Genomic DNA, 26,782 nt, shown 5'->3' on the forward strand with positions numbered 1-26,782 from the left:
GAGACCACCCAGCATGACGACAGCCAAACCGGACCTGCTTTCCCTCGCGACCCGCTTCGCGCTCCTGCCGGACGCGCAGCGCAAGGCTTTTCTCACGAAGCTCGACGCCGCCGGCATCGATTTTCGCGTGCTGCCGATTCCGCCGCGCGCCGACCGGGCTGCCAGCGCGCCGGCTTCGTTCGCGCAAACGCGGTTGTGGCTGCACGCGCGCATGATCGACGAACCGGCGGCGTATCACATCACCGAGCGTCTGCGGCTCGACGGCGCGCTCGATGCGAACGCACTGCGTCTTTCATGCGACGCATTGATCGCGCGCCATGAGGCGTTACGCACGACCTTCGCCGAGGGCGCGGACGGGGTGTTGCAGACCGTGCATGCGCCGTCGCGCTGCCCGTGGCATGCGAGCGACGTGAGCACATTGCCGGCGCACGAGCGGGCGGCGCGCGCGGCCACCATCGCGCAAGCAGATGAAGCGCAGGCTTTCGATCTGTCGCTCGGTCCGCTGATGCGCGTGCATCTGATCCGGCTCGATGCGACGACACATTGGCTCGCGCTGACGACGCATCACATCGTGTCGGACGGCTGGTCGGCGGACGTGCTGCTCGCGGAGCTGGCGTCGTTCTATCACGCGTACGCGAAGAATGAAGCGGTATCGCTGGCGTCCTTGCCGATCCAGTATGCGGACTACGCGCTATGGCAGCGCCGCTGGCTCGATGCAGGTGAACGGGAGCGCCAACTGGCATTCTGGCGCGAGCGGCTGGACGCGGGCCGCGATGTGCTGATACTGCCGGGCGCCGCACCGCGTCCGGCACGACGGAGCGCGCGTGGTGCGCGGCACCGCTTCGTGCTGAACGTCGAGCTTGTCAAACAGGCCAGGGCGCTCGCGAATACCCGGCGTGCCACGCCGTTCGCGGTGCTGCTTGCGGCGCTCAATGCCCTGCTCGCGCGTTCCTCGGGCGAAGCGCAGATTCAGATCGGCGTGCCCGCCGCGAATCGCGAGCGCGGTGAAACGGCCGGCCTTGTCGGCTTCTTCGTCAACACTCTGACGCTCGCGACGCCCGTTCCCGCCACGCAATCGTTCGCCGCCTTGGTCGATGCGACCCAGCAAACGCTCATCGACGCCCAATCGCATCAGGACGTGCCGTTCGAACACGTGGTTGAAGCGCTCGGCGTGGTGCGCAGCGCCAGCCATCATCCCTTGTTTCAGGTGATGGCAGCCTATGGCGCGCGTCGTCGTTTGCCTTCGCTTGCCGACGTTCGCATGACCGAATTGCCGTCCGGGATGCCGTTCGCCAAGTTCGATCTAACGCTGGGTTTCGAGGAACGCGACGATGGCTCCATGGATGCCTGCTTTATCTACGCGCTCGACATTTTCGAGGCGGATGCGATTGAGCGGCTAGCCGCGCGTTTCGTCACGTTGCTGTCGAATGCGACTGCGGCGCCCGCAACGCCGGTTGGCGATTTGCAATGGCTGCCAGACGCCGAGCGCGCTCAACTGGATGCGTGGAACAACGACACAGCGGTCGATCGTCAGGATGCTTTCAGACCGGTTCATCAGCGCGTGGCCGATCATGCTCACGCACGACCGGATGCACGCGGCGTTGCGGATCTCGAACGCTCGCTCACACGCGGCGAGGTGGACGCGCGCGCCACACGGCTGGCACAACGGCTTGTCGCCGCCGGCGTGAGCGCGGAGATGCGCGTTGGGGTGGCGTTGAGCCGCTCGGTCGATCTGCTGGTCGGCCTGATCGCCGTGTTGAAATCAGGCGGCGCATTCGTGCCCCTCGATCCGGGCCATCCGCGCGAACGCCTCGCCCAGATTCTCGACGACGCCCGAATCACTCACGTCATTACCGAGCGCGCCAGTCTGGCCGCGTTGCCGGCGTCCGATCGCTTGCATCTCTGGCTGATCGACGAAGAGCCGCAGCGTGACGATCATTCGCTTACACCGATCGCGTTGCCGGCCGTATCGCCGTATCAGGCGGCCTATGTGATTTACACCTCGGGTTCGACCGGCAAGCCGAAGGGCGTGGTAGTCGATCACGGGTCGTTCGCGCGGCATTGTGCGGCGATTGCCGAGCGTTACGGCGCAGGGGAAAGCGATGTCTTCCTGCTGTTCCAGTCGGTCAATTTCGACGGCGCACACGAGGGATGGTTCTCGCAGTACATGTCCGGCGCCGCGGTGGCGATCACTGCCGATACGCTATGGCCGCCCGCGCAAACCTGCCGGATGATGGTCCGCCAGGGCGTGACGATGACCTATGTGCCGCCCGGTTGTGCGACGCAGCTTGCTGAATGGGCACTCGCGCACGGCGCGCCGCCAACGCTGCGGTCGCTGACGGTCGGCGGCGAGGCGACTTCGCGCGAGGCCTTCGCGCTGATGCGCCGCGCGTTTCCGAACGCGCGCATCGTCAACGGTTACGGACCGACGGAAACCGTCATCACGCCGATGCTGTGGATGTTCTATCCCACGGAGGATGTCGCGAAGCTCGCCGACAGTGCGTATCTGCCGATCGGCACGCTGGTCGGCGCGCGCTCCGCGCATGTGCTCGACACCCGGCTGAATCCGCTGCCGGTGGGGGTGATCGGCGAACTGTATCTGGGTGGCGAAGGCGTGGGCGTTGCCCGTGGCTATCTCGATCGGCCCGCGCTTACTGCCGGGCGCTTCGTGCCGGATCCGTTCGGGGCGCCGGGAGCGCGGCTCTATAGTACGGGTGACCTCGTCAAGCGGCGCGCGGACGGCGTATTCGACTTTATCGGCCGTGTCGATCATCAGGTGAAACTACGCGGCTTGCGTATCGAGTTGGGCGAGATCGAGGCGCAACTCGCCGCGCATGACGACGTGCGCGAAGCGGTGGCGATCGTGCACGGCAAGGGGGCACAAGCGGCGCTGGTGGCGTATGTCGAATTGAGCGCGGAGGCCGGCAAGCGCACCACGCGTGCGGATGCTGCCGAACTCGACGCGCATCTACGTCACACGTTGCCCGATTACATGGTGCCCGCGCATATCGTCGTGCTCGATGCGTTGCCGCGCAACACGAACAGCAAGGTGGACCGCGCCGCATTGCCGGAGCCGCAGCGCGTCGCGCGGACCTATCAGGCGCCCGCCGCCGGACTCGAAACGGCACTTGCGACGATTTTCTGCGAAGTGCTGGACGTGGAACGCGTCGGTCGTGGCGATCATTTCTTCGAACTCGGTGGGCACTCGCTCGCGGCGGTGCGAGTGGCGACGCGCGTGGCCGAGCGGCTCGCACGCGACGTACCGGTGCGCGCGCTTTTCGAAGCGCCGGTCCTGGCTCAGTACGCGCAGCGGGTGATGGCCGCGGCGCCGAGTGAGACGGTGGTTGAAGCGAATCTCGAGTCCGGTGGACAGGCGGGATCCGGAAACGAAGCAGCGACGCATCATCCGCGCGTGCTGGCCGATGCGCAAGGTGTGTTGCCGCTGTCCGCGGCGCAATTGAGTCTGTGGTTTCTATGGCGCGCGCAACCGCACAGCGCGGCCTATAACATTCCTGTCGCGCTGCGTCTGCGCGGACCGCTCGATCTCGGCGCATTGCGCGAAGCGTTTGCCGGCGCCGCTGCGCGGCATCCGGCGTTGCGCACGCGCCTTGTCGAACGCAACGGGGCGTTGCCGGGCCAACGGATCGCGGCGCTGACGCCGTTCGAAATGCCGGTGATCGATCTGCTTTCGCGCGAAGCGACGGCCGCCGCACGAGAGTCTGCCGCTGTTGCGCTCACGGACGAAGACGCGCTGACCCCATTCGACCTGATCGACGACGCGCCACTCTGGCGCGCGCGGCTATTGCGTCTCGACGAACACGATCATGTGTTGTCGCTGGTCGTGCACCACATCGTGTCGGATGGCCATTCGATCGATCTGTGGCTCGAGGAAGTCCGCACGATTTATGTGGCCATCGTGCGTGGTGCGTCACCGGCAGCGCCGGGTCGGTCATCGTCCTTGCCTCAAGCGTTGATTTTGCCGGTCGCGGCGCCACGCGCGCGTCTGTCATTCTGGCGCGACGTGCTGGCCGACGCGCCCTCGCACGTTTTACCCCCGCCGACGTCCGGCCGTTCCATGGCGCCGCGCTGGAGCGCAGGCCGCTTCGCTTTTGTCTTCTCCCCAGACGTCGTGCGGCGCGCCCGCGCAATGGCGCTCGACGTCCACGCAACCCTGCCGATGCTGCTGCACGCTGCGTTGAACGTCGCGTTCTATCGCGCGACCGGCGCGACCGATCAGCCGGTCGGCGTGCTCGCGTCGACCCGCGAATTGACGGGTGAGGCCGCGCGCCGCGCACTCGGGCTCTTTATCAACGCGGTGGTCGTGCGCACCCGGCTCGCTGAAACGGACACCCCCGCCGCGCTGCTGGCTGACGTTCGCGACGCCGCCCTCGCCGCCTATTCGCACGCGGACACGCCCTTTGCCGACGTGGTCGCCGCGTTGCGCGCGCCGCGCCCGGAACCCGGCAATCCGCTCTTCTCGGTGATGTTCAACTATCTGCGCCCGGCTGGCGCCAAGGCACACGACTGGGCCGGCCTGACGCTCGACGATTTCAACGACGTGCGGCATCGCGTTGTATTCGAACTGGAACTCGACGTGGTCGAGCATCCGGATGGTCGCGTGACGGGGGCGTTTTCGTATGCGGACGAGCTGGTCGACGGCCGCTTCGTCGAGGCGTTGGCCGCTGACTATCTCAACGTTGTGCGGCAGTTCCTCGAGGCGCCGCATGAAGCGCTCGGTGAGTCGCCGGCGCGCTTTGCACTTGCCACGCCCGGCGTTTTTGCCGACATGAACGTCCGCGGCGCGTTGCACAACGAAGCGGCCCGACACGCGGAGGCGCTTGAGCGCGTCTGGAGCGATCTCTTCGAAGGCAACACGCCTGCTCATCACGACGATCTGTTCGAAGCCGGTGCGACGTCGTTCGACGTCGTGCGTTTCGTCGACGCGGCGCAGGCGGCGGGGCACGCGCTCTCGATTGCCGACGTGTTCGCTGCGCCGACTTTCGCTGGTCTGAGTGCGCGGATCGTGGCGGCGGCATCGGCTGCTATCGAGGCGCGGGATGCCGGCTAAAGCCCGCGCCGCCCGACCAGCATTTTTCTCCGGCCAGCCCCACGGCGCGCCGGCTCACACCGATAAGGACCTGCGACATGCACAGAGATACCGTATTTGATCTGATCGGCATCGGCTTCGGGCCGTCGAATCTGGCGCTTGCCGTGCGCCTCGCCGAGGAGGCCGGCAAGGGACGCCACGCGGACATCGCCCACTGCTTCATCGAACGGCAGCCGGAGTTCGGCTGGCACCGCGGCATGCTGCTCGACGATTGCCGGATGCAGATTTCTTTTCTCAAGGATCTTGTCACGCTGCGCGATCCGACCAGCCGCTTCACGTTCATCAACTATTTGTTCGAGCGGGGACGTCTCGCGGATTTCGTGAACCTGAAGAGCTTCTACCCGACGCGTGTCGAGTTTCACGATTACCTCAGTTGGGTGGCCGCATCGTTCGATGAACGCGTGCATTACGGCCAGACGGTGATCGGTATCGAAGCGGTTAAGGCAATCGGTAACGTGAACGAGGTCGAAGCGCTACGTGTATTCTCGCGCGACGAAGAGGGCCGCGAGTGGCAGCGCGTGACGCGCGCGCTGTCGGTTGGTATCGGCGGTGGCGCACACGTGCCGGAGGCCTTTGCCGCGCTCGGTTCGCACAATATCGTGCACTCGTCCAAGTATCTGACTTCGATCGACCGCGTGGTGGGCGACGCCGGCGGTCCGCGCAAACGGGTGGCCGTGATCGGCGCGGGGCAGAGCGCGGCCGAAGTATTCGTCGATCTGACGCGCCGCTATCCGCACGTCGACGCGAGCCTCGTGATCCGTTCGAGCGCGCTCAAGCCCGCCGACGACAGCCCGTTCGTCAACGAAATTTTCAGCCCGGCTTTTACCGACATCGTCTACGCGCAGCCGAGAGACGGCCGCCGTTCGTTGATCGAGCGCTTTCGCGATACCAACTATGCGGTGGTCGACCGTCCGTTGATCGAGCAGATCTACGAAATGCTCTATATGCAGAACGTGTCCGCGGAACCGCGCCACCGGCTGCTGGCGAATACGGGTATCGAGACGGCGATGCGCACGGCCAGTGGCGAGATCGAACTCACGCTGCGCGATCGCTTGAGCGGCCACGCGCGCGCCGAGCAGTTCGATGCGCTCGTGCTGGCGACGGGGTATCGCCGCGACACGCATTTTGAATTGCTCGAAGGTCTTGCGCCGCATCTGGGCGACGCGCTTGCGCAAGGCAACGTCGAACGCGATTACCGGCTCGCCACACCCGCGAGTTTCAAGCCGCGCATTTACCTGCAAGGCTGCTGTGAAGACAGCCACGGGCTCTCCGACACGTTGCTGTCGGTTCTCGCGCTGCGCTCCGACGAGATCGCCGCATCGCTTGCTCACCACACCTCACAAGGCCGGTCGGCCAGCCGGACGACACAAACAGAAGAAAACGGGACGAGCAAGGGTCGCATGGTGTTCGCTCTTTGATAAAGCGCGGCCGGTTGGGCGCATCACAACCTGGAGCATCGAGAGATGAAGTGGGCAACAGGCAGGAGGAATCTGATGCTGAACGCGGCGATTTATCAGATCAACCAGACCAACGTCGTCACGCCCGACCTTGCGCTCGATCCGACAGGCAGCACGTCGGTGCAGACGGGCGAGGTGCGCTCGCGCGGCATCGAACTGAGCGGCGTGGGTAACGTGACGCGTAATTTCTCGGTGATCGCGACGGCGAAGTACGACTGGTAAGCGGAAGGCGTTCGCGACGGATTGGGCTGCTTTTCACGTGCCGTTCGAACGCCGCTGGTTTTTTTATCTCATTTGCAACTACTGATACGTGTTCGAATCGACTATGCCGAAGAAAAAGCTCGTTTATATCTGGTCTCTTAGAAACGCGGCCGCCGATAAGGCGGGGCAGGATATCGCTTACAGGAGCGGCACGCGCTACATGAAGTCGGTGCTGGAGTCGCTCGTGGAAGCGCTTAACGATACCGAACTCGGTGAGCAGTACTCGCTTGAGAAAGTGATCTACGACGATGATGCTGGTTCTGCGCTCGATCGCGAGAAGCTCAAGGAGTATGGGTTTTCCTACGAACCTGGCAAGCGGTGGTTCTATCCGCCGGATTTGCAGGTGCAAGGGAAGGCTGTCAATGCGCTATTGCTCGCAATTCCCTCTACGTATCGGCGTGAGCCGCTTGGGGCGGAGGGGCGGGTTGCCGGGAAGAGCCGTTTTGAGAAGCATCTGCTCGATACCTTGATTGAGCTTAAGGCTGATGTTGTCGTGCTGGATGGGTTGTTGATTATTCTCGATGAGCTGGTGCGGCCCGGAGCGCCGTTCCATCGCAAGATCGTGAATATTCACCCGGGAGTGACGCGCGAAGAATCGCCGTATGAACGGCGTGGAGCTTATGCGACGCTCGATGCTTTGTATGGGGCGCGGGGGAAGAAGGTGGTGAACTGGAAGACCATGGAGACTGTGGCTGTGGAGCCGCTTTATCTTACGGGGGCGTCGTTTCATTACGTCGATGAAGGGATCGATTCGGGGGAGGTGATTCATGATGTGCTCAATACCGAGATCGATGAGGACGACACTATTCTTGAACTACGGTGGAATAATTTTAATCGCAGTTTGTTTCCGGCTTTGAAGGAGGGGTTGGCTGTGTTGGCCGGGTGAGGGTTTGTTTGGCGTGCGCGGTGCTTTTTTTTTGTGCGCTGATGGGGGTGGCCTTTCCTTGATTTGTTAGTGGTCTATTAGCGTTGCCCCTGTGCGGGGCGGCACCTACTTTTCTTTGCCTGCCGCAAAGAAAAGTAGGCAAAAGAAAGCGGCTCACACCGCTAATTTTTAAGCGGGTCCCCCGCGCAGCCACGGCAGTGGTGCATCTGGAATCTGTCTCCTCGCACATTCCGCCTCAGTGACAAGGCAGTCATACTTCCGGCGGCGCTGCGCGCGCCGACGCTCATTTCTTACCGCCGATCTCGATTCAGGTCTCGACCTCTTTGGGGCCATGTGTTGCCGTCATCGGATGAACCTCGGCGGTCTGTCAGTCTGATGCTTCAGCACGAATCGCAGCGGGCGACTTGTTGCGCAGGACGGGTTGCTACTTTTCCTGGCCGCCTCGATGCGCTGCCCGAAATCACAAAACTCAGCACCGCGAGCACCCATACGCCAGCGCCGCCGTATAGCATCACCCAGCCAAAGCCGTCGATTAATGCGGCGTGAACCGCTGTTCCCGTGGGATCGATTTGCGCTAGCACCGGTATTCCCGCTTTGACAGCTTCAGCATCCCCCGCGGCAACCTTCTCGGCAAGTCGGGCAAGCAGGCCCGCGTCGATCGTTGCAGGCAATCTCGCCTTCAGGTGGAACAGGATGCCGGCAATCAGGATCGCACCCATCAACGCAATGTTGATCGCGAGCGTAATCATCCGCGCACTCATGTCAATGCCAGATGCCATGCCGGCTCGCTCCACAGGAACGGCACCCGTTGTCGTGTTAGTTACGGGTGTATTCGTCAAGCCAAGACCGGCCCCGGCGAGTAGGCAGCCAGGCAGCATCGTCAGCGCGCTCGGATGCGCAACGCTGCTGCCGTACTTCATCAACATGAAACCAAGGCCGATGACGAAGAGCCCCCCGGGAATCGCGATTCCCGAGCCGTAGCGCAAAATAAGTCGCTCACCCAGCGGAGGAAACAGCAACGTCGGCAGCGTGTATGCAAGCAAGGCCAGCCCCGCAGTCACGCTGTCGTAGCCAAGTCCGATCTGGAAGTAGATCGGAATGTAAATCATGAAAGGCCAGAAACTGAAGTTCATGCCGGCGGAACCCATCAACGCGCCGGAAAACTGCGGAATCCTGAATACCGAAAAATCAAACATTGGGCGTGCGCTGAATCGCTCCGCGTACAGGAATGCCACGAAGGCAAGCACCGTCGCCACGAGAATGAAAATCGCACGCGAACTGGTAAAGCCAAGGGCGGGGCCCTGGGTGATGAAATACACCAGGCCAAAAACCGCCAGCGACAACGTGACCATGCCCGCCACGTCGAACGTATGCGCGTGCGGATCGCGCGATTCCTGCACGCCGCCAAAGACTAGCGCCAAGGTCGCGATGGCGAGCAGCGCATGTACCCAGAAGACCCATTGCCATCCCGACACCGCCACGATCATCCCGCCAATGATCGGCCCAAAGCCCAAGCCGATGCCGAGAACAATGCCCCACGCGCTGAATGCCCGGGCGCGCTCAGGCCCCTCGTTGAACTGGTGCGAGAGCACGGCGACCTGACAGATCAGCATCGCGCCGCCACTCGCGCCTTGCAACAAACGCCCGACGATCAGCGTCGGCACGCTCTGCGCAAGCCCGCATATCAACGAAGTCAGGCCAAACAGCGCAATGCCAATGACGAAAATCCGCCGGCGGCCGAAGCGGTCCGCCAGCGTGCCGGTCGCCATCAGGACCGTGGTTACCGCAAGCGTGTAGGCGTTCATGATCCATTGCATGCCCTTGAAGTCGCCGTGCAGCACGCGCTCGAGAGTGGGCAGGATCACCGGCACACTCGAGATTTCGAGGCTGAACATCAGTGAGGCAAGACACACGGCGCCTAACGCCAGCGTGTTCTTGCGGACGGAGAAGCGGGTTTTTTGCGCCGCTTCGTTGGACGTGGGCCGGTCGGCGCACGATTGCCGCGTGGTGGAACCGGCGGCGGCTGCGGCCGTCGTGGTGGCTGTTGTGGCCGCCGTGCCACCGGCGCGCGGCGGTTCGTCGTGCCGTGGCGACGCGTTCCGATATCTGGACATAGGAATTCACCTCGATTGTCGATGGCCTGGGCCACCAGAGAGTGTGTAATATAGAAGGGAATTCCTGTCCCTATTGACGCCTTTCAATCCAATGAATGTGTCTTTGAAGGAACCAATTAGGTGAGGCTATGAGCGACATGCTTGATGGCGTAACGACCTTCGTGCGCGTGGTCGAAACGGGCAGTTTTGCATTGGCGGCGGAGCGCATGAATCTGACGCGCTCGGCTGTCGGCAAGGTGATCGTGCGGCTCGAAAAACGCCTCGGCGTGCGCCTGCTCAACCGCACCACGCGCAGCCAGAGTCTCACCGAAGACGGGCAAGCCTATTACGACCGCTGCGTGCGGGCATTGGCCGAACTCGAGGCGGCCGAAGCCGATCTGGATTCAGGCCGGCGCGAACCGAAGGGACGTCTACGGGTAAGCGTGCCGCAAGCCTTTGGCCATTATTGCGTCGCGCCGGTTCTGCTCGGCCTGGCGCGCAGACATCCGCAACTGAAAGTCGAAATTTCGATCAGCGATCGCTTCGTGGACATGGTGGAGGAGGGTTTCGATCTGGTCGTGCGGATCGGACCGCTGCCCGACAGCGCGAGTCTCGCGGCGCGTCGGCTGGGTGTGCAGTACGCGAGCATTGGCGCTGCGCCGTCCTATCTCGCGCAACGCGGCATGCCACGCAACGTGGACGAATTGCGTGGCCACACGAGCGTCGCCTACCTGCGGGCCGGCGTCGTGCAGCCATGGGATGTGGTCGATGTCGACGGGCAAATCCGCCGCGCGCAGGTCGAGCCGCAACTTGGCTTTGACGACATGCAGGGAATCGTGGACGCCGCGATTGCCGGCTTCGGTCTGGCGTGGCTGCCGTGCTGGTTGCTGACACGTTATGTGCAGACGGGCCAACTGGTCGCGGTCATGGAGAACTGTTTTCGACCCTCGCAGGACATCAACGTAGTGTGGCCGAAGAGCCGGTATCTGCCCTTGAAAACGCGCTGTGCGATCGATGCGCTGGTGGCCGAGATTCCCGCCATGGTCAGGGCGCCCAGCGTGGACGCCCTGCCTCGCGCGTAGTGGTTAGAACTGCATCGTCGCGCTAGCCACGGCCGTGCGGGCCGGGGAAGGCGAGACAAATGAGCCCCACGCGGTGGTCCAGTAGCGGCGGTTGAACATGTTGTTGATGCCCGCGCGCAATGTCACGTCCTTGCCGGCGATCTTCGTCTCATACCGGCCGCTCAGATCGAAGGTGGTATAGGCGGGCACGAACTGCGTGTTGGCTGCATCCACGGCCTGGTTGCCGACATACTTGCCGCCGAACGCCAGCGTCAGCGGACGCAGATACGACGGGTTGTACTCGATGCGTCCCGTGAAGGTAAAGCGCGGCGCGCCGTAAATGCGCTTGCCTTCGATAGCCGGGTCGTCGATGTCGACGGCCTTCGTATCGAGCCACATCATGCCGCCCATCACGCGCCATTCGCTCGTCAACGCGAGCCAGCCGCTCGCGTCGATACCGGTGTAGCGCTTGGTGCCGTCCTGCACGAACAGGTTGGCCGTGTTCGTGTAGTAGTAGCCCTGGTCGACGCGGAACAGCGCGAGATTGGCGCCCCATTTCGCGTGATCCGTCTTGAAGCCGATTTCGTACTGCTTGCTCCTCAACGGTCCATACGTGGCCGGATAGTTGAGGTTGGTGTTCGACGCGGCGCCGCCCTGTTCGAGTGACTGCACATAGCTCGCATAGACCGTCGAATACGGATCGGTCTTGTACATGAGCGCGAAGGTCGGCGTGACCGGATTCGCACTGTATTGCGACGTGACGGCGCTCGACGGATCGTACTGGTGCTGGCGGAATTGCGTGTAACGCACACCGGCCAGCGCGGACAGACGCGACGTCAATTGCACGGTATCGCTGGCGTACAACGCCGCCTGCGTGATGCGTTGCTGACGATAGAGATCCGAGCCGATGCTGACTTCGTCGTTGGTCAGCAAGGTGCTGTTGTACAGATTGCCGGTGCCGAGGAAATAGCCGTTGTTCCAACCGGTGCTGTTGCTGTACTCGGCGGTTTGCGTCTGGTAGCTCGCGCCGGCTACGACGTCATGCTTGATGCTGCCGGTGTTGAACTTGCCCTCCACCATCGCGTCGACGTTCTGATAGAAGTAGCGCGTCATCGCCGCATAAAGCGTGTTCGAATAGTTGCCGGCGGCGTCGGTGACGTACAGGAAGCTATCCGAGTTGGTGCGATTCTCCTTGGCAAAGCGATACTTCACGCTCGCATGCCAGTTCTCGGAGAGGCGGTAATCGAGGCCCGTGCCGAACGAGGCCATCTCGGTCTGATAGTAATTCTGCGGCTGCGTCAGCGCGTGGGTGACGGTGCTCGCGTCGGGAATCCCCAGACCGCTGCCGAAGCCGAGGCCAAACAGCGTGCCGTTGGTTTTACGCTTCTGATAGAAGGCGTCGACCGTCCAGGTCAGGTCCGGCGTGATGCGGAAGTCCAACGCGAGCGACGCGACCTGGCGGCGAATATGACCGTTCTGCTCGGCGGTGTTGCCGTCTTCGTTGACGAGGTTCAGGCGATAGCCGAAACGGTTGTCGTTACCGAAGCGGCCGCCCAGATCGATCGCCTCGGTGAACACCCCGGCCGATCTGTAGCCGACCGAAATGCTGCGGTATGGATCGTCGGTCGGGCGCTTCAGCACGTAGTTGACGATGCCGCCCGGCGAGCCGAAGCCGTACATGAAACCGGATAGGCCCTTCAACAATTCCACCTGCTCGAATGGTTCGAGCGAAAGGTCGGTGTCCCACGACGGGAAAGTCTGGCCATCCACCTTGATGCTGTTCAGTGTGTCGATCGGCATGCCGCGCACCTGGAACATCGAGTTCTCGGCGACCGCGTTCTCGCTGCTGACCGACACGGCCGGGTCGTACTTGAAGAGATCGTTGGCGGTCGTCGCGAACAGGTCCTTGCCTTCCTCGCTCGTCACGGTGCGAGTCGAAAACGGCGTGTCCACTGCCTTGCGCGTACCCAGCGCGCCGGTGCTGACCGTATCGGCCTGTGCCACGGCAGTGTCTTTCGCGGCGGAGACGCTTACGGCGGGCAGCGTGCCGCCGGCTTCGCTTGCCGCGGCCTGCGCCCATCCCGATGACGATAGCGTGGATAACGATAATCCGACGCTGACGAACAGCCCCGCACTGAGGAGAGACGGTATGCGGCGATGGCCGCGCATCAGCGTTGGCCGCGCTGGGCGGCTGGCGACGAGAAGATTCTGCATATTGTTTGAGTTGGGCAGGACGGTTGGGCAGGACGGCGCAACGCACCAGAAATGTGCGCGACGGCATCGTTCGGCGAGTAATGATTAAACGGATGGTCCAGACTTCGACTGCGCATGAATAGTAATGCATCTGATTCGCATTAACAATATGATTGTCTCTCAAGTCCTCTATAAGACATCTGTCTTAAGACATAGGCGAATTGGTTGTAAGCCTTGTCTGGTGGGGCTCGACCCTGTCCGCACCGGTTCGGCGATATGTTTGTTTAGCAGCGAGTACTGGAAAACACGCATATACTCACGGTCGGGCCGTAAAAAGTAGTGCCGTGGGTCGCGCTGCGTTCCTGCTGCTTTGCCGCCATCTCGCGGCTCAGCGCCACCAACGCTCTGTCTAACACTTCACCAAGCAAAGCATCAAACATGTCCACATCGCCGAAGATCATCTACACCCTGACCGACGAAGCGCCTGCTCTGGCGACTTATTCGCTGTTGCCGATCGTCAAGGCGTTCACGCGCTCGTCCGACGTGATCGTTGAAACGCGCGATATCTCGCTCGCCGGCCGGATCATTGCTGCATTCCCGGACTACCTGAGCGCGGAACAGAAGGGTTCCGACGATCTGGCGGAACTGGGTGGACTCACCACGCGTCCGGAAGCGAACATCATCAAGCTGCCGAACATCAGCGCTTCGGTGCCGCAACTGAAGGCGGCGATTGCCGAACTGCGCGATCAGGGCTTCAAGCTGCCGTCCTATCCGGACGAAGCGAAGACCGACGAAGAGAAAGACGTCAAGGCGCGCTACGACAAGATCAAGGGCAGCGCGGTGAACCCGGTGCTGCGTGAAGGCAATTCGGATCGCCGCGCGCCGCTGTCGGTGAAGAACTACGCGCGCAAGCATCCGCACAAGATGGGCAAGTGGAGCGCGGACTCGAAGTCGCACGTGGCTCACATGAGCGGCGGCGATTTCTACGGCAGCGAAAAATCGGCGCTGATCGCAGCAGCCGGCACCGTGAAGATCGAACTGACCACCGCCGACGGCGCGACCAGGGTCCTGAAAGAAAAGACGGCCGTGCAAGCGGGCGAGATCATCGACGCATCGGTGCTGAGCAAGAACGCGCTGCGCAACTTCATTGAAGCGGAAATCGCCGACGCGAAGGCCAAGGGCGTGCTGTTCTCGGTGCACCTGAAAGCGACCATGATGAAGGTGTCGGATCCGATCATCTTCGGTCACGTCGTCTCGGTGTTCTACAAAGACGTGCTGACCAAGCACGCCGATGCGCTGGCGCAAGCCGGTTTCAATCCGAACAACGGGATCGGCGATCTGTACGCGCGCTTGAAGGATCTGCCGGCCGAAACGCGTGAAGCGATCGAAGCCGACATCAAGGCGCAGTACGCGCAACGTCCGCAACTGGCCATGGTCAACTCGGACAAGGGCATCACCAGCCTGCACGTGCCGAGCGACGTCATCGTCGACGCCTCCATGCCGGCCATGATTCGCGAGTCGGGCAAGATGTGGGGCGCGGACGGCGCGCTGCACGACGCCAAGGCGGTGATTCCGGATCGTTGCTATGCCGGCGTCTACCAGGCGGTGATCGAAGATTGCAAAAAGAATGGCGCATTCGACCCGGTCACGATGGGCACGGTGCCGAACGTCGGCCTGATGGCGCAAGCCGCTGAAGAATACGGTTCACACGACAAGACGTTCCAGATCCCGGCGAGCGGCGTGGTTCGCGTAACCGATGCAGCCGGCAAGGTGCTGATCGAGCAGGCGGTTGAAGCCGGCGACATCTGGCGCATGTGCCAGACCAAAGACGCACCGGTCCAGGACTGGGTCAAGCTCGCGGTCAACCGCGCTCGCGCCACCGGCGCGCCGGCTATTTTCTGGCTCGACGCGGCACGTGCGCACGACGCGCAGATCATCAAGAAGGTCGAGCAATACCTGAAGGACCACGACACCAGCGGTCTGGACATTCGCGTCATGACGCCGGTCGAAGCCACGAAGTTCTCGCTCGAGCGCATCCGCGCGGGCAAGGACACGATCTCGGTCACCGGCAACGTGCTGCGCGACTACCTCACCGACCTGTTCCCGATCATGGAACTGGGCACCAGCGCGAAGATGCTGTCGATCGTTCCGCTGATGGCAGGTGGCGGCATGTTCGAAACCGGCGCGGGCGGTTCGGCGCCGAAGCACGTTCAGCAACTGGTTGAAGAGGGCTTCCTGCGTTGGGATTCGCTCGGCGAATTCTTGGCACTGGCGGCTTCGCTCGAACACCTGAGCGGTGCGTATCACAACCCGAAGGCGCAGGTGCTGGCCAAGACGCTGGATCAGGCAACGGGCAAGTTCCTCGACAACGACAAGTCGCCGGCGCGCAAGGTTGGCGGTATCGACAACCGCGGCAGCCACTTCTACCTGGCCATGTACTGGGCTGAGGCGCTCGCTGCGCAAACCGAAGACGCAGCCTTGCAGGCGCAGTTCGCCGGCGTGGCCAAGGCGATGGCCGACAACGAAGCGAAGATCATCGAAGAGCTGGGTGCGGCGCAAGGCAAGCCGGTGGATATCGGCGGTTACTACCGTCCGAATGTCGAACTGACGAGCAAGGCCATGCGCCCGAGCGCGACGCTGAACAAGATCGTGGACGCGATTGCTTAAGATATTGAATGACGTGCTGAATGCGGTACTGAAACCGCCGCTCACGGTGGCGAGACGAGTACGGAAATAAGCCGTAAGCAAGACGATGGCGCTCTTCAGGAGCGCCATCGTCGTTTCTACGCGTGCCGAATCGGTCATGCCTGCCTTCACACGTGAACGATTTCCCAATCGCTGAGCTTCTCAGGAATTTCGAGTGTCGACGTGTCGACTTCGGTCAGTTGCGGGCAGGTGAGGCCGCGTGCGACTTCGTCGGCGGCCTTTTCCGGGCAGGAAAACTCACCAAGCGTCTCGTTGCCGTAAATGGCCTCCCAGCCACCTTGGCCCGGCAAAATGTAGAACGCTCCCTGGGTCGATCCAAAGCGAAAGCCTTTCATTTTTAGTCTCCCAATTGCCAATTAAAAACCGCGATGCCGTGGCGGCTTCAGGTAGGGGCAGGGGACTCGCTGCGACTGCGCTTTCGTCCCGTCTTTCGCTGCACCCTTTTCGCTGCGTCCTTTGAAGCGTCGGCTCTTGTAAAAGAGTCTACGTCAGCAGGTCGTGGCGCAAGAGTGTGTTAGACGGTTCTCTCGATAAAAGAATATCGTTTAAAAATATATGGTTAGGTTCTACATTTCGCGATGTGCAACGTGAGGCGACATTGCGAAATGGCAAATTTGTGCCACGCACCACGATTTTTTACGAAGCAAGGGCTCATGCCACATCGTGAAATTTTTGCGTGTTGGCCACATAGTGGGGCGCCATGCATTCGCCGCACAGCCAAACGTCGCGCCTGATCGCCCGGTTCAGGGAAGCACGCGCTTCAGAAAAGCGAGCATTACGTGATTGAATTGCGCCGGCCGTTGCAGCGGGGCGAAATGGCTCACGCCGGGCAGGAGAATCAGCGCCGCGCCGGGAATGCTGCGGGCGAGATAGTCGGCGTGGTCCGGTTTGATGAATTCGTCGTGCTCGCTTTGCACGATGGCAACCGGCACGCGAATCGCGGCCAGATCGCGCGCGGAATAGTTGGGCTCGGTTCGCATCATTTCGCTGACCGCGCCAACGAAGGCATCGAAGTCGTCGGGCGTGGCCGAGAGCTGCGCGTAGTCCTTGGCATGCCTCGCGAAACACCGGTCGATGATCGGCGTCGGCACGAATTCTTTGGTCCCGCTCGGATCCATGTTGCAGCCGAAGAAGAATACCCCCGCAACCCGCTCGGAAGCCCGGCTGCCCAGCACCATCGCGACGCAGGCGCCGTCACTCCAGCCGACCATCGCGGCGCGCTCGAGTTGCAGCGCGTCCATCACGGCCAGAACGTCGGTGGCCATCAGCTCGTATTTATAGGGGCGTGCGTCGCGGGTGCTACGGCCATGGCCGCGGCTGTCGATCACCACCACGCGATGCCCCGCGCCAACCAGCGCCGGGACCTGGTAGCCCCAGTTGCCGCTGTGCCCCAGACCGCCGTGCAGCAGGATCACCGGTTTGCCGGTCCCATATGACGCGTACCAGATTCGCGCGCCTTCGTGCTCGATGTGGCCTTGGCTGTTCGAAACCGGCAGCGGGGCAGCGCCATGGGCTTCGAAATGGGCGAGGTCGTCGTCGTGGAATTCCATGAAGGGTGCCTTCCCGGTGAGTTCGGTAACTGAAAGTTCGGTCACGTTGCCTGTGACGCCATCAGAAAATCAACAAAGCTACGAATTTTCGCGCCTGGACGGCGCTCGGGCGGTGTCAACGTGACCGGCCGACTGCGATTTCGATTTCAGTGAGTCTCCAACCCGGTCAGACTAGCAGGAACCGTCGCGATCAGATGGCACGCCAACTGTTGAGCTCGCTCCTTCTCTGCCGCAGTGAGACTCGCGCCGACGCGCTGCTCGACAACGCGAGTGGCGTCAGCATAGGCACGCAAGCCAGGTTTGGCAGCAAAGCTCGCCTGCGCGCGCTGAAGCCACGCGTCGCCGAGTGCTTTGTCGCGCGTCACACCGTCGCCCGAAAGGTAGCGGATACCAGTTTCGTATTGCCGCAATGGCTCGCCCTCCAACGCTTCGGTGAGGGTCGAGAGTGCGTTCCAGGTGGCTTCGCTATTGTCTGCAGCAGATGTCTGCAAGCCGCTGCCCGCACTCCACCGTGTCTCGTCGGTGGTTAGCGCGAGCCAGTACGTCGATCGTTGATTGAGCGAACGTGTCTCTCCTGCCGCCTGAGCACGCAGGGCGAGCGCGATCGTCGCCTCATCGCATCCCAATGCAGCGGCTTTGCGATGCCAGCTTAGCGCCAGCGTGTCGTCAAGCGGCACACCGGTGCCGGTCTCGTGCAGATTCGCGAGGTCGCTCGCCGCTTCACACGAGCCGGCGGCCGCAGCCTTCTCGAGCCATGCGCGTGCAAGGGTCGCATCTCGCGCAACGCCGTGTCCGGTGAGATACGCCTTTCCCACCATTTCCATCGCAGCCGAACTGCCGGCCGTTGCACGGCTCGCTGACGCAAAGGCCTCTTGCTCGTCCCGTTCACCGCCGAGTCCGGTGAAGAGGTGCCACGCGAGCGAGGCCTGCGCCGCGGCGTTGCCCTGCGCTGCCGAGCGGCGCAGCCAGTACATCGCCGCACCGAAGTCAGCCGTGACGCCGTAGCCCCGGTCGTACGAGTCGCCGAGGATCGATTCATAGACGGCGTCACCGGTACTGGCGAGGCGCCATTGCCAGTAGACCCGCTCGCGGGCTGCTGTGTCGCGGTCGGGTGTGATGCCTGCAGCCAACTGACGCATCGCGATTGCATCGCCCGCCTGCGCGGCAGCGCGGCACCAGCGCTGCGCCATCGGCGCATCGCGCGCGACACCCGCGCCGTTCGCGTAGGTGAGACACAACACACGCTGCGATACGAGATCGTTTGACTCCGCGCCACGTGTGAACCATTTGACCGCGCTCGCCTGATCGGGCGTCATGCCTTCGCCCCTGGCGTAGAGACTTCCCATTGCGGCGTAAGCCGGGCCGAATTTTTGCGCGACCGCCTTGACCAGCCATGCCTTGCCGGAGCCCTTGCTGACCGGCGACGGACGATTGAGGAGAGCCACGCCGAGCATCGTCTGTGCCTGTGGGTCGCCGGCTTGCGCGGCGAGTTCCAGATAATGCTCGGCAAGTGCATCGTCGCGCGGTGTGCCGATAGCGTACAGGTACTGCCATCCCGTTACGCGTTCGCCCTCGATGTTGCCGAGATCGGCCGCCTTGCGATACCAAATCAACGCTTGCGCTTTGTCGGCGGGCACGCCGTCGCCGGAGAACAGCATTCTGCCCACCATCACTGCGGCCGGCGCATAGCCGCGGTCCGCGCCCGTACGCGCGAGCTGGAAGGCGAGCGCCGGGTCTCTCGGCATGCCGAGCCCAGCGTCGGCGAGCGACGCGAGATTGAACGACGCGACCCCGAGTCCCTGCGCGGACGCGCGTTCGTACCACTGTTTTGCTTCAACGAGATTGCGCGTTTCGCCCTCGCCATGCTGCAGCATGACGCCGAGATCGTTTTGCGCCGGGGCAACGCCTGCCCGCGCGGCGCCCCGCATCCAGCCGATTGCAGCATCCAGGTCGATGGGGCCGCCAAGCCCGAAGCGATACTCGACCGCCAGTTCGAATTGCGCCATGGCATCGCCCTCGAGCGCGGCCTTTCGATGCCATGCGCGTGCCAACGCTGCACTGCGCGTGATACCGGCGCCGCTCGCGTACAGCTCTCCAAGCCGGCGTTGTGCGTAGATCGACCCGCGGCGAGCCGCAGTCGACATCAAGGCAAAGCCGCGTTGGGGATCACGTGGGACGCCCGTGCCGGTCAGATACAGATCGGCGAGTGCGGCACGCGCTTCGATATGGTCCTGCGCGACTGCCGCGTTGAGCCAACCGGCTGCGTTGTGCGTATCCTGCGCAACACCCCAGCCGCGCAATAGCGAGGTGCCGAGCAGAAATTCTCCGTCGGGGTCGCCGTGCGCCGCGCCTTGCATGAACCACGTAACGCCGCCCTGGACGTCGCGCGACACGCCTGGCCGGCCGCTAATCAGCAGTCGGCCGGCATTGGTTGCGCCATGCGGGTCGCCGTGTCCAGCGGCACGCACAAACTCCGCGTACGCGGAGGCCGGATCGACCGCACGGCCTTCACCGTTGTAGTCCATCAGACCGAGCGTATCGGCTGCGGCGCCGTCGCCGTTGTCCGCGGCGAGCGCGAGCCAGTGCCGGGCTGCGGCATAGTCCTTCGGCACGCGCAAGCCGTCGCGGTAAAGCGAGCCGACGACGCGTTGCGCGGCTGCGGAGCCGTCCACCGCGGTCTGCTTCAAAATGGCCAGACCGACGTCGTTGGGCCGCATCGCGAAGCCGAACAGCACCATCTGTCCGTAGACAATGCGCGCATCCGGATTACCGGCGGCGGCATCTGCACGACACATTGCGAGTAGTTGCTCGGGCTTCGCGAGCGGTGAGGCGGCCCACTCCTGGCCCGCGCCGAAGCGCAGTACGCAAGGCGTCGTTGGATCGCTGAACGAGGTGGACGGTGTGCTCGCGAACGAAAACGTCGGCCGGCCGGCGTCCTGAACAATCAGCGGCATGGCGCTTGCGACTATCGGCGTCACGGCCGCGGTTAGCGCGAGCGACAAAAGCACCGAAAACATGCCCGGAAGGGGTGGCGGCGCGCGATGAAACCGGCTGACGAACGCGAATCTCACGCACCGCCTCGCCGGGCCAGCATCCACTCGTTGGTGCCATAGGGTTGCAGGTCGTTCAGGCGGCCGACAAAAGCGCGCGCTGCGTCGTCGTCGTGTTTCACGTACCGCGCATAGCCGGCGGCCATGAACCAGATTTCGGCAAGCGCATTCTGGATAGTGGCCTGATTGCCGAGCGAGACGACCTGGATATATACCTGGTCGATCGTGAGCCTGCCCTGCATGTACAGCAGTAGCTCGCGGCGATAATTTCCGATTACCGGTTGCGCGGCGCGCCGAATGTAGTCATCGAAGTAGGGACTAGCGGGCGCTACCCCTGCGCTTTTTGCTCGTACGTAAAGGTACATCGTCGCCATGTAGTCCTGATCGTAGACCTCCGCACCCTTGGCGCGATCGACCAGCGCGTCGATCGCATCGGACCATTTTCCCTGCTGGATATAGGCCACTGCGGCCGAGCCCGAGACCTCGCCGTATTTTTTGTAGACCGCGAACGGGGTGGTCGCCGTTGCGGCTTCTTCATGCGCCTGCTTGCGAATCGGTGCGGCCAATCTCAGCGCGTCGTCGATGCGATTCAGCGAAACGAGGGTCGTGACTTTCGATTGCTTATAGCTTGTATTGTCCGGTGCGAATGCGATCGCTTTGTCGATCGCCGTCAGTGCCTCGGCATGCTGGCCGGTGTCGTCCAGGAACGCGGAAATGTCGCCGTATGCCTCGGCCTTCGACTGGGGCGTGGTAGCGGCTTTCAACGACTGCCGACCCTGCTCGAGCAGTTCAGCGTTCATCTCGCGCAGCGGATTGGCGTCGCCGAACGGATGGTGTCGCTCGCTAGCGGGGTTGATGCCGAGTGAAGTCAGTTTGGCGCGCATTGGTGAATCGATTTCCTGGTCGAGTGCCCAACGCGCGAACTGCACGTAGTCCGTCCGCGCTCCAACGGCGTCGCCCGATGCCTCGCGAACGGCGGCGCGTCTGCGATATATCTCTGCGAGAGCGGGTTCAAGTGAGACGGCCTTGGAGAACGCGTCGATGGATTCCTGAAAACGTTTCTCCGCGGCCAACGCGGAGCCGAGTTCCTGATAGTAGGGCGCGCCAACCGTCTGATCGAGGTCGTGCTTGGCCTCGTGTGCTATCCGGACCCGCTCAAGCGTTGCGCGGCTCTCGTCGTTGCGCTGATTGATTCCATATAGATGCGCGAGCAGCACGAGTTGCTGATCGCTCGGGACCGGTGTCAGTTCGATCGCGGCAAGCTGCGAATCGAGCGCGGCCTGGTTGTCCCGAAGCCCGATATTGATGAACGTTAGCGCTTGCAGCATTTGCGTCCGCATCGCGACCGGCAGGCTGTGCGAAGCAAGGCATTCGTTCGCGAGACGTGCGGCCTCCGCCAGATGACCTGCAGCCATTTCACCCGCACTGTGTTGGCAGGTGGCGAGCACGTCCGGCGGCACATTCGCGGTGATGTTCGCGGACGGCCCGGACTGCGGAGCGGTTGTTGTATTTTTTGCCGCCGTGGAGACCGGCGTCGGATTATGCGCGCACGCGCTCATGCACAATGCGGCAACGACGGCTGCTGCGCGTCGGCTTGCGGTGTTCTTCATTTTCATATTCGAGTGGTGAAGAGGCCGGCGCTGCGTAAATGATTCTGCGCCCCGGCATTCATATCGGCAGGAAAATGAAGAACTTGAGAACGCCGGGTCAACTGCGGATTCGCGCGATGGATGTCAGAATCAGCACCGATATCCATCGCGCAGAAGCACTACTCCTCAGCTCGAAACGTACGCGACATACGGCCCCGTGCCGCCACCCGTGGATCCCTTGCCCGAAATCCCGTAGTACACGTGCCGGCCATAGAAAAACGGCATGCCGAAGTCGAACTGCCGCGTCATATAGATGCCGAGATTGTTGAACGCGTTATTTCCCGACGCATTCAGCGTCACGCCGTTTGCAATATTGAAACCGAGCACCGTGCTCGCCGGGCTGGCTCCCACCAGTATCGAGGTTCGGCCCACCGTCGTCGTGGGGGCGTAATAGCCGCTCGCGCTGTCGATCGGGATGCTCAGGTCCGGGAAGAACATGACCGTCGAGCCGGAATCGAAGAACGTCTTGGTTTGCGCGGTTCCGTTGTACATCGACGTGAAGTCGCCGTTTCCATTCGTCCGCATCAATGTGGCGCTCGTGCCGGCCAACGCGTTGTTGGCCTGGGTGTCGATGCCGAACACCAGCGTACCCTGAGCGTTCGGGCTGCCGGTGTCGGACACCTGCGCCATCTCGAGAATCACGCCGTTGTTGTCCTGCGCGAACATCGAGACCGGATTGGTGACCTGTCCGTTGATGGGCACCGCAGTGCCGACGCCGGCGTTGGTGTAATAGAACGTCGACACCGGTCCTTGCTGGCACGCGAGGCCACAGTCGTTCGGGCTCACGCCAATGCCGAGAATGCCGTTCGCGCCGAGATCGGCCGTGGTGACCAGCGGACGGCCAACCTGACACTCGGACGGGGCGGCGGTCGTCAGTGTGCTGTCGCCGATCACCTGGATCGGCACGTTCTGGGCGGTTTCACCCGAAAGCGACACGTCCGCGTAATGGACCGTCCCCCACGCGTAGCCGCTGCCGAACAGCGCGCATTCGGCGAGCGGTTGGCCACCCACGACTTCAGGCGTCAACGTGCTGAAGGTGGATGACTGAATCGCGGAGCTGACCAGACGCAGCCCGAACGACGCGGTATCGACGATCACATTCGGAATCCTCACGCAGTTTCCGCTGGCGTTGGTTCCTGGGGTGCAGAGCGTGACGGTGACCATGGGCTGATTGTGGATGCCCGTTTTGCTGACGGTCACCCCGATCGTATTGCCGGGGCCGACGAGGGTAGGCACCGCCGAAGCGTCCGCCGCGAGGACGTTGGGTGTCGAATTGACGGTGTTCGTCGGGGCGGGCGAACTGGCGGCGGCCGGTGCGTTTGCCGCCGTGTTGCTGTTACCGCTGCTGCCGCCCCCGCCGCCACCGCAGGCAGCCAGACTGAGCCCGAGCGCCGCGGCAATGATCCATGCGATTTTGCGCACTTTTATTCTCTCGATTGATTTTTAATAGACTTACTTGATGTCGTCAGCGCTCACGCCTTGCGGCAACGCTTGCGGGAGATAGGCTCGCCCAACGAAGGAGCCCATATGGCCGCCGGTCTCCACGACCAGCGCCGACTGATGCACGACGGCTGCTCCGTAGCCGCCGCCTTGCACGGCATGTGCGTCGGTGAGGCCCTGCACGTAAGACGGGAAGTAAGTGGCGAGCAGCGTCTTGAGCGGCGGCATGGTCGGGCCTTCCCAGCTCAACGCGAATACGGTATTGGCCGCCGTGATGTACTCGTTCACCACCGTGCCCGACGGCAGCGTGGTCTGACTCACGGTGTAAGCCGGCGCGGCCGTATTGCCGCTTGCCGCGTAGCGCGCCACGGCGGCGTCGCCCAGGCTCAGTGCCCCTGCACTGGTACTGCTGGCGGTGACGGGGTAGGTCGGCGCGCCGCCCAACCCTGCGTATGCTGGAACGACCGCGGCGAATGAGGCAGTGGCCACCACGAGCATTCGAAATTGACTGATTATCATTTTTTGGTCTTCGGCGATTTTTGGAAAATGCGCGCGAACGTTATCCTCGCGTCCACGCGATGTTAATACTAGCTTGAGTCTGTTCGATTAAAACAAACGAATAGCGAGGCGATTCGGGTTCTATTTGAAAATGAAAGATCGCCTGCCGGAAAATCAGCGATATTCAAGCCGGATATTATTCAGCACCTGGCTGCCATGCCACGCGGTTGCGTCCAGCGGCCTTTGCGGCGTACAACTGGGTATCGGCCGCGGCAAGCAGAGCGGCCGCGCTGCCGCCCCCGGGCGGCATGCATGATGCGCAGCCCACGCTGATCGTCACGTGGCCGCGTTCAGTGTCCTTGTTCGCAAGCCCTGCCGCCTCGATGCGCTCACGGATCGTTTCCGCGACCTTGACCGCGCCGTCGAGCGATGTATTCGGCAACACCACCGCGAACTCCTCGCCGCCATAGCGTGCGGCAACATCCACTGCGCGCCGGGTGCCCGACATGATGCGCGCGGCTACCTCGGCCAACACCTCGTCGCCCGTCGCGTGGCCGTAGGTATCGTTCAGGCGTTTGAAGTGATCGATGTCGATGAACAGCAGCGAGAGCGGCGTTTGCTCGCGCTGCGCACGCAGCCATTCCTGCGCGAGCCGCTGGTCGAAAGCGCGGCGATTGCTCAAGCCGGTCAACGCATCGGTTTCGGCGATACGCTGCAATTCGGCCTCGGCGCGCACCTTGTCGCGCAGCGCGAAGGCAAACAGCCACGCCACGATCACGTAAGCGCCGCCGAACAGAACCGTCATCGCGCCGGCCAGCATGTTGCGTTTGCGCCAGTCGGTCAGCACATCTTCCACGGCGGGCGCGATGCCGACGATCAGGGGTGTGCCCGGCACGTGGGCATAGGTGTACAGGCGCGAGACGCCATCCAGCGAACCGTCCGAGACGAAGCTGCCGGACGGGTGGTTCGCGATGCCGGCGAAATTTGCCGTACCCGCATAGTTCGAGCCGATGCCGCGGCGCGCCGGCGGCTGGCTCGCGAGGAGCGTACCGTTGTCGAGCACGATAAAGCCGCCGCCGTTGGGGCCGAGATCGATATTGTCGAGCAGATGTTCGAAGTACTCGATCCGGATGCTGACGAGAGCAATGCCGTCGAATGCGCCCTGGGCCGTGTCGATACGCCTTGACAGTCCAACCGCCAGCGCGCCGCCGCGGACCTGCGACGGATAGGGATGCGAAATGTAGAGGCCCACGGAGGGGTTGTTCCGCTGCACGGTGAAGTAGTCGCGGTCGGCGAACGACAGCCCGGGGTAGGTGTTGCCGCTTTTCGACGCTTTGACACGGCCTTGCGCATCGAGAACATAAGCGTCGCCGGAGATCGGCGAACCCAGTCCACGATCGAACAGTACGCGCTGGCGCAGGTAGGGCGATAGGGTCCACGTTTCCGGGCGCTCGGCGTCCGACGCCACGCCGCGCAACGACATGTCGTACAGCGCGACATTGCGCGCAAGGTCGCGGCTGATAATCGCGACGAGGTTGCGCGAATTGTCCATGGCGTGGCGGAATTCGTCTTCGCGGCTGTTATAGAGCGCGACGAAAGTCAGAGCGGCCATGACGGTGGCGGCAAGCATGCCGGACAGGCCAGCCAACAGGGGATGCCGGCCGATCGTCCAGGCGATCCATTTGCGGGTCCCCCCAAACCATCTGGCCGAGCGGTACCGCAAGCTAAGAACCTGTCCATTCGACACGTGCCTGACTCCCCCTGGATGGCCGGTTCAGAGCCGGCGTGCGGCATAGGACTTTGTCTCAGTCCGGTTGCATGGTCGATTGAATCATTGAATACGCATGGGGGTCAATCGAGCCTGTCGAGCAAGATGCTGACGAAGGTTTCCGTGACGGGCGGCAGGGTTCGGCCGCGTTTCTTGATGAGGGCGATCGGACGGGTGAAGGCGGGATCGTCAACCGGACGAACCACCAACTCGGGCTCCGCTCTGACCTCGCGAGCCGAAGCCGGCAGGATGGTCACACCGAGCCCGGCGCGCACCATCGCGACGGCGCTCATCATGTAGGTCGGCTCACAGGCGATCTCCGGCGCGCAGCGGGCGTTGGCAAAGGCGCTGTCGACCACGGCCCGCACGCTCGTGCCTGCGGCCGTCAGCACGAGCGGCACCGCGGCGAGGTCGGCCAGCGTGATGCGCCGACGCCGCGCCAGCGCATGGCGCTTCGGAAAAACCGCCACCAGACGATCGATACCCGCATGCAGTACCTCGAAGGCGCTATCGTCCAGCGCGCCGCCAGTCAGGCCGATATCGACCTCCTCGTTGCGCACCAGCGTATTGACCACGCTGGCCACCACGTCGCGCACATGGAAGCTCACGCGCGGCACGGCTTTCTTCATGTCCTGTACGAATTCGGGCAGGACGCTGGCCGCGAAAGTCGGCAGGCACGCAATGCGCACCGTACCGCTGGTTCCCTCGCCGAGCGCACGTGCGTCGATCAGCACATGTTCCATATCGTGCAGTGACTTTTGCAGCAGCGGCAGCAGTTCGCGGCCGGTCGGCGTCAGCGCGACATTGCGGCTGTTGCGGTCGAACAGGCGCATGCCGACGGTTTCCTCGAGCCGGCGGATCTGCACCGTCAAGGCCGGCTGTGACAGGTGCAAGCGTGCCGCCGCACGCGTGAAGCTGCCCGTTTGCGCGACGGCGATGAACGCGCGGATGTCCCGAAGATTCAGATCCATAATGGTTTGTGATTGCTGCGATCAATTCATTTCAATTGATTTATTGTTGCCCCGAACTTACGCTCGATCGCAGTAAAAAACAACATAGGAGA

The 26,782-nt window shown here is 62.8% G+C and carries 15 protein-coding genes and 1 pseudogene; 6 read left to right on the forward strand and 10 right to left on the reverse strand.

Annotated elements, in window-relative coordinates; all coding sequences use genetic code 11:
- The first annotated feature begins 13 nt into the window (after positions 1 to 13).
- The 4 genes and pseudogenes from AC57B6_RS32170 (at position 14) to AC57B6_RS32185 (ending at position 7,711) form a co-directional block, all read left to right on the forward strand.
- On the forward strand, positions 14 to 5,068 hold the full coding sequence (locus AC57B6_RS32170) for an amino acid adenylation domain-containing protein (protein WP_496422837.1): 5,055 nt from the start codon (positions 14 to 16) through the stop codon (positions 5,066 to 5,068).
- Positions 5,069 to 5,145: 77 nt separating this feature from the next.
- A complete protein-coding gene (locus AC57B6_RS32175) occupies positions 5,146 to 6,525 on the forward strand; it encodes a lysine N(6)-hydroxylase/L-ornithine N(5)-oxygenase family protein (protein WP_496422838.1) in 1,380 nt (459 codons plus the stop codon).
- Between the two features lie 60 nt (positions 6,526 to 6,585).
- A pseudogene (locus AC57B6_RS32180) lies at positions 6,586 to 6,777 on the forward strand (TonB-dependent receptor domain-containing protein); the annotation flags it as partial.
- A 112-nt stretch (positions 6,778 to 6,889) separates the two neighbouring features.
- Positions 6,890 to 7,711, forward strand: coding sequence for a formyltransferase family protein (locus AC57B6_RS32185; protein ID WP_474631435.1), 822 nt, complete (start codon positions 6,890 to 6,892; stop codon positions 7,709 to 7,711).
- A 380-nt stretch (positions 7,712 to 8,091) separates the two neighbouring features.
- Here the strand turns inward: AC57B6_RS32185 and AC57B6_RS32190 are convergent, their stop codons facing one another.
- Entirely contained in the window at positions 8,092 to 9,825 is a 1,734-nt protein-coding gene (locus tag AC57B6_RS32190; protein WP_496422839.1) for an MFS transporter, read from the reverse strand.
- 128 nt (positions 9,826 to 9,953) lie between these two features.
- Between AC57B6_RS32190 and AC57B6_RS32195 the strand changes: the two genes are divergently transcribed.
- Positions 9,954 to 10,886, forward strand: coding sequence for a LysR family transcriptional regulator (locus AC57B6_RS32195; protein WP_046572536.1), 933 nt, complete (start codon positions 9,954 to 9,956; stop codon positions 10,884 to 10,886).
- 3 nt (positions 10,887 to 10,889) lie between these two features.
- Here the strand turns inward: AC57B6_RS32195 and AC57B6_RS32200 are convergent, their stop codons facing one another.
- Positions 10,890 to 13,079 (reverse strand): TonB-dependent siderophore receptor, encoded by a 2,190-nt coding sequence (locus tag AC57B6_RS32200; protein WP_496422840.1) that lies wholly within the window; start codon positions 13,077 to 13,079, stop codon positions 10,890 to 10,892.
- A gap of 417 nt (positions 13,080 to 13,496) precedes the next feature.
- On the opposite strand from AC57B6_RS32200, the gene AC57B6_RS32205 reads away from it, so the two are divergent.
- On the forward strand, positions 13,497 to 15,725 hold the full coding sequence (locus AC57B6_RS32205; RefSeq protein WP_474631437.1) for an NADP-dependent isocitrate dehydrogenase: 2,229 nt from the start codon (positions 13,497 to 13,499) through the stop codon (positions 15,723 to 15,725).
- A 146-nt stretch (positions 15,726 to 15,871) separates the two neighbouring features.
- On the opposite strand, the gene AC57B6_RS32210 is transcribed toward AC57B6_RS32205, so the two are convergent.
- The 8 genes from AC57B6_RS32210 to AC57B6_RS32245 form a co-directional block, all read right to left on the reverse strand.
- Positions 15,872 to 16,099: a hypothetical protein gene (locus AC57B6_RS32210; protein WP_025496652.1), complete on the reverse strand. Its 228-nt coding sequence runs from the start codon at positions 16,097 to 16,099 to the stop codon at positions 15,872 to 15,874.
- Between the two features lie 408 nt (positions 16,100 to 16,507).
- A complete protein-coding gene (locus tag AC57B6_RS32215; protein ID WP_046572538.1) occupies positions 16,508 to 17,314 on the reverse strand; it encodes an alpha/beta fold hydrolase in 807 nt (268 codons plus the stop codon).
- A 146-nt stretch (positions 17,315 to 17,460) separates the two neighbouring features.
- Positions 17,461 to 20,385 carry an SEL1-like repeat protein gene (locus AC57B6_RS32220; RefSeq protein WP_496422841.1) on the reverse strand — a complete coding sequence of 975 codons (2,925 nt, stop codon included), beginning with the start codon at positions 20,383 to 20,385 and terminating at the stop codon, positions 17,461 to 17,463.
- The gene (locus AC57B6_RS32225; protein WP_496422842.1) at positions 20,382 to 21,974 is read right to left on the reverse strand and encodes a tetratricopeptide repeat protein; all 1,593 of its coding nucleotides are present in this window, start codon (positions 21,972 to 21,974) and stop codon (positions 20,382 to 20,384) included. The genes AC57B6_RS32220 and AC57B6_RS32225 overlap by 4 nt, the downstream gene beginning before the upstream one ends.
- A 165-nt stretch (positions 21,975 to 22,139) precedes the next feature.
- A complete protein-coding gene (locus AC57B6_RS32230; RefSeq protein ID WP_496422843.1) occupies positions 22,140 to 23,435 on the reverse strand; it encodes a DUF3443 family protein in 1,296 nt (431 codons plus the stop codon).
- Between the two features lie 30 nt (positions 23,436 to 23,465).
- The gene (locus AC57B6_RS32235) at positions 23,466 to 23,972 is read right to left on the reverse strand and encodes a DUF2844 domain-containing protein (RefSeq protein ID WP_244207574.1); all 507 of its coding nucleotides are present in this window, start codon (positions 23,970 to 23,972) and stop codon (positions 23,466 to 23,468) included.
- Between the two features lie 175 nt (positions 23,973 to 24,147).
- Entirely contained in the window at positions 24,148 to 25,599 is a 1,452-nt protein-coding gene (locus tag AC57B6_RS32240; protein ID WP_496422844.1) for a sensor domain-containing diguanylate cyclase, read from the reverse strand.
- 203 nt (positions 25,600 to 25,802) lie between these two features.
- On the reverse strand, positions 25,803 to 26,690 hold the full coding sequence (locus tag AC57B6_RS32245; RefSeq protein ID WP_496422845.1) for a LysR family transcriptional regulator: 888 nt from the start codon (positions 26,688 to 26,690) through the stop codon (positions 25,803 to 25,805).
- Positions 26,691 to 26,782 lie beyond the last annotated feature (92 nt).

It is taken from the genome of Paraburkholderia sp. BGA-UO-ETr-F12 (genome assembly GCF_059567945.1).

What these genes read in the sequence shown, in the direction of transcription:
- AC57B6_RS32170 (WP_496422837.1), top strand. Translation starts at nt 14, where the DNA reads ATGACGACAGCCAAACCGGACCTGCTTTCCCTCGCGACCCGCTTCGCG.
- AC57B6_RS32175 (WP_496422838.1), top strand. Translation starts at nt 5,146, where the DNA reads ATGCACAGAGATACCGTATTTGATCTGATCGGCATCGGCTTCGGGCCG.
- AC57B6_RS32185 (WP_474631435.1), top strand. Translation starts at nt 6,890, where the DNA reads ATGCCGAAGAAAAAGCTCGTTTATATCTGGTCTCTTAGAAACGCGGCC.
- AC57B6_RS32190 (WP_496422839.1), bottom strand. Translation starts at nt 9,825, where the DNA reads ATGTCCAGATATCGGAACGCGTCGCCACGGCACGACGAACCGCCGCGC.
- AC57B6_RS32195 (WP_046572536.1), top strand. Translation starts at nt 9,954, where the DNA reads ATGAGCGACATGCTTGATGGCGTAACGACCTTCGTGCGCGTGGTCGAA.
- AC57B6_RS32200 (WP_496422840.1), bottom strand. Translation starts at nt 13,079, where the DNA reads ATGCAGAATCTTCTCGTCGCCAGCCGCCCAGCGCGGCCAACGCTGATG.
- AC57B6_RS32205 (WP_474631437.1), top strand. Translation starts at nt 13,497, where the DNA reads ATGTCCACATCGCCGAAGATCATCTACACCCTGACCGACGAAGCGCCT.
- AC57B6_RS32210 (WP_025496652.1), bottom strand. Translation starts at nt 16,099, where the DNA reads ATGAAAGGCTTTCGCTTTGGATCGACCCAGGGAGCGTTCTACATTTTG.
- AC57B6_RS32215 (WP_046572538.1), bottom strand. Translation starts at nt 17,314, where the DNA reads ATGGAATTCCACGACGACGACCTCGCCCATTTCGAAGCCCATGGCGCT.
- AC57B6_RS32225 (WP_496422842.1), bottom strand. Translation starts at nt 21,974, where the DNA reads ATGAAGAACACCGCAAGCCGACGCGCAGCAGCCGTCGTTGCCGCATTG.
- AC57B6_RS32235 (WP_244207574.1), bottom strand. Translation starts at nt 23,972, where the DNA reads ATGATAATCAGTCAATTTCGAATGCTCGTGGTGGCCACTGCCTCATTC.
- AC57B6_RS32245 (WP_496422845.1), bottom strand. Translation starts at nt 26,690, where the DNA reads ATGGATCTGAATCTTCGGGACATCCGCGCGTTCATCGCCGTCGCGCAA.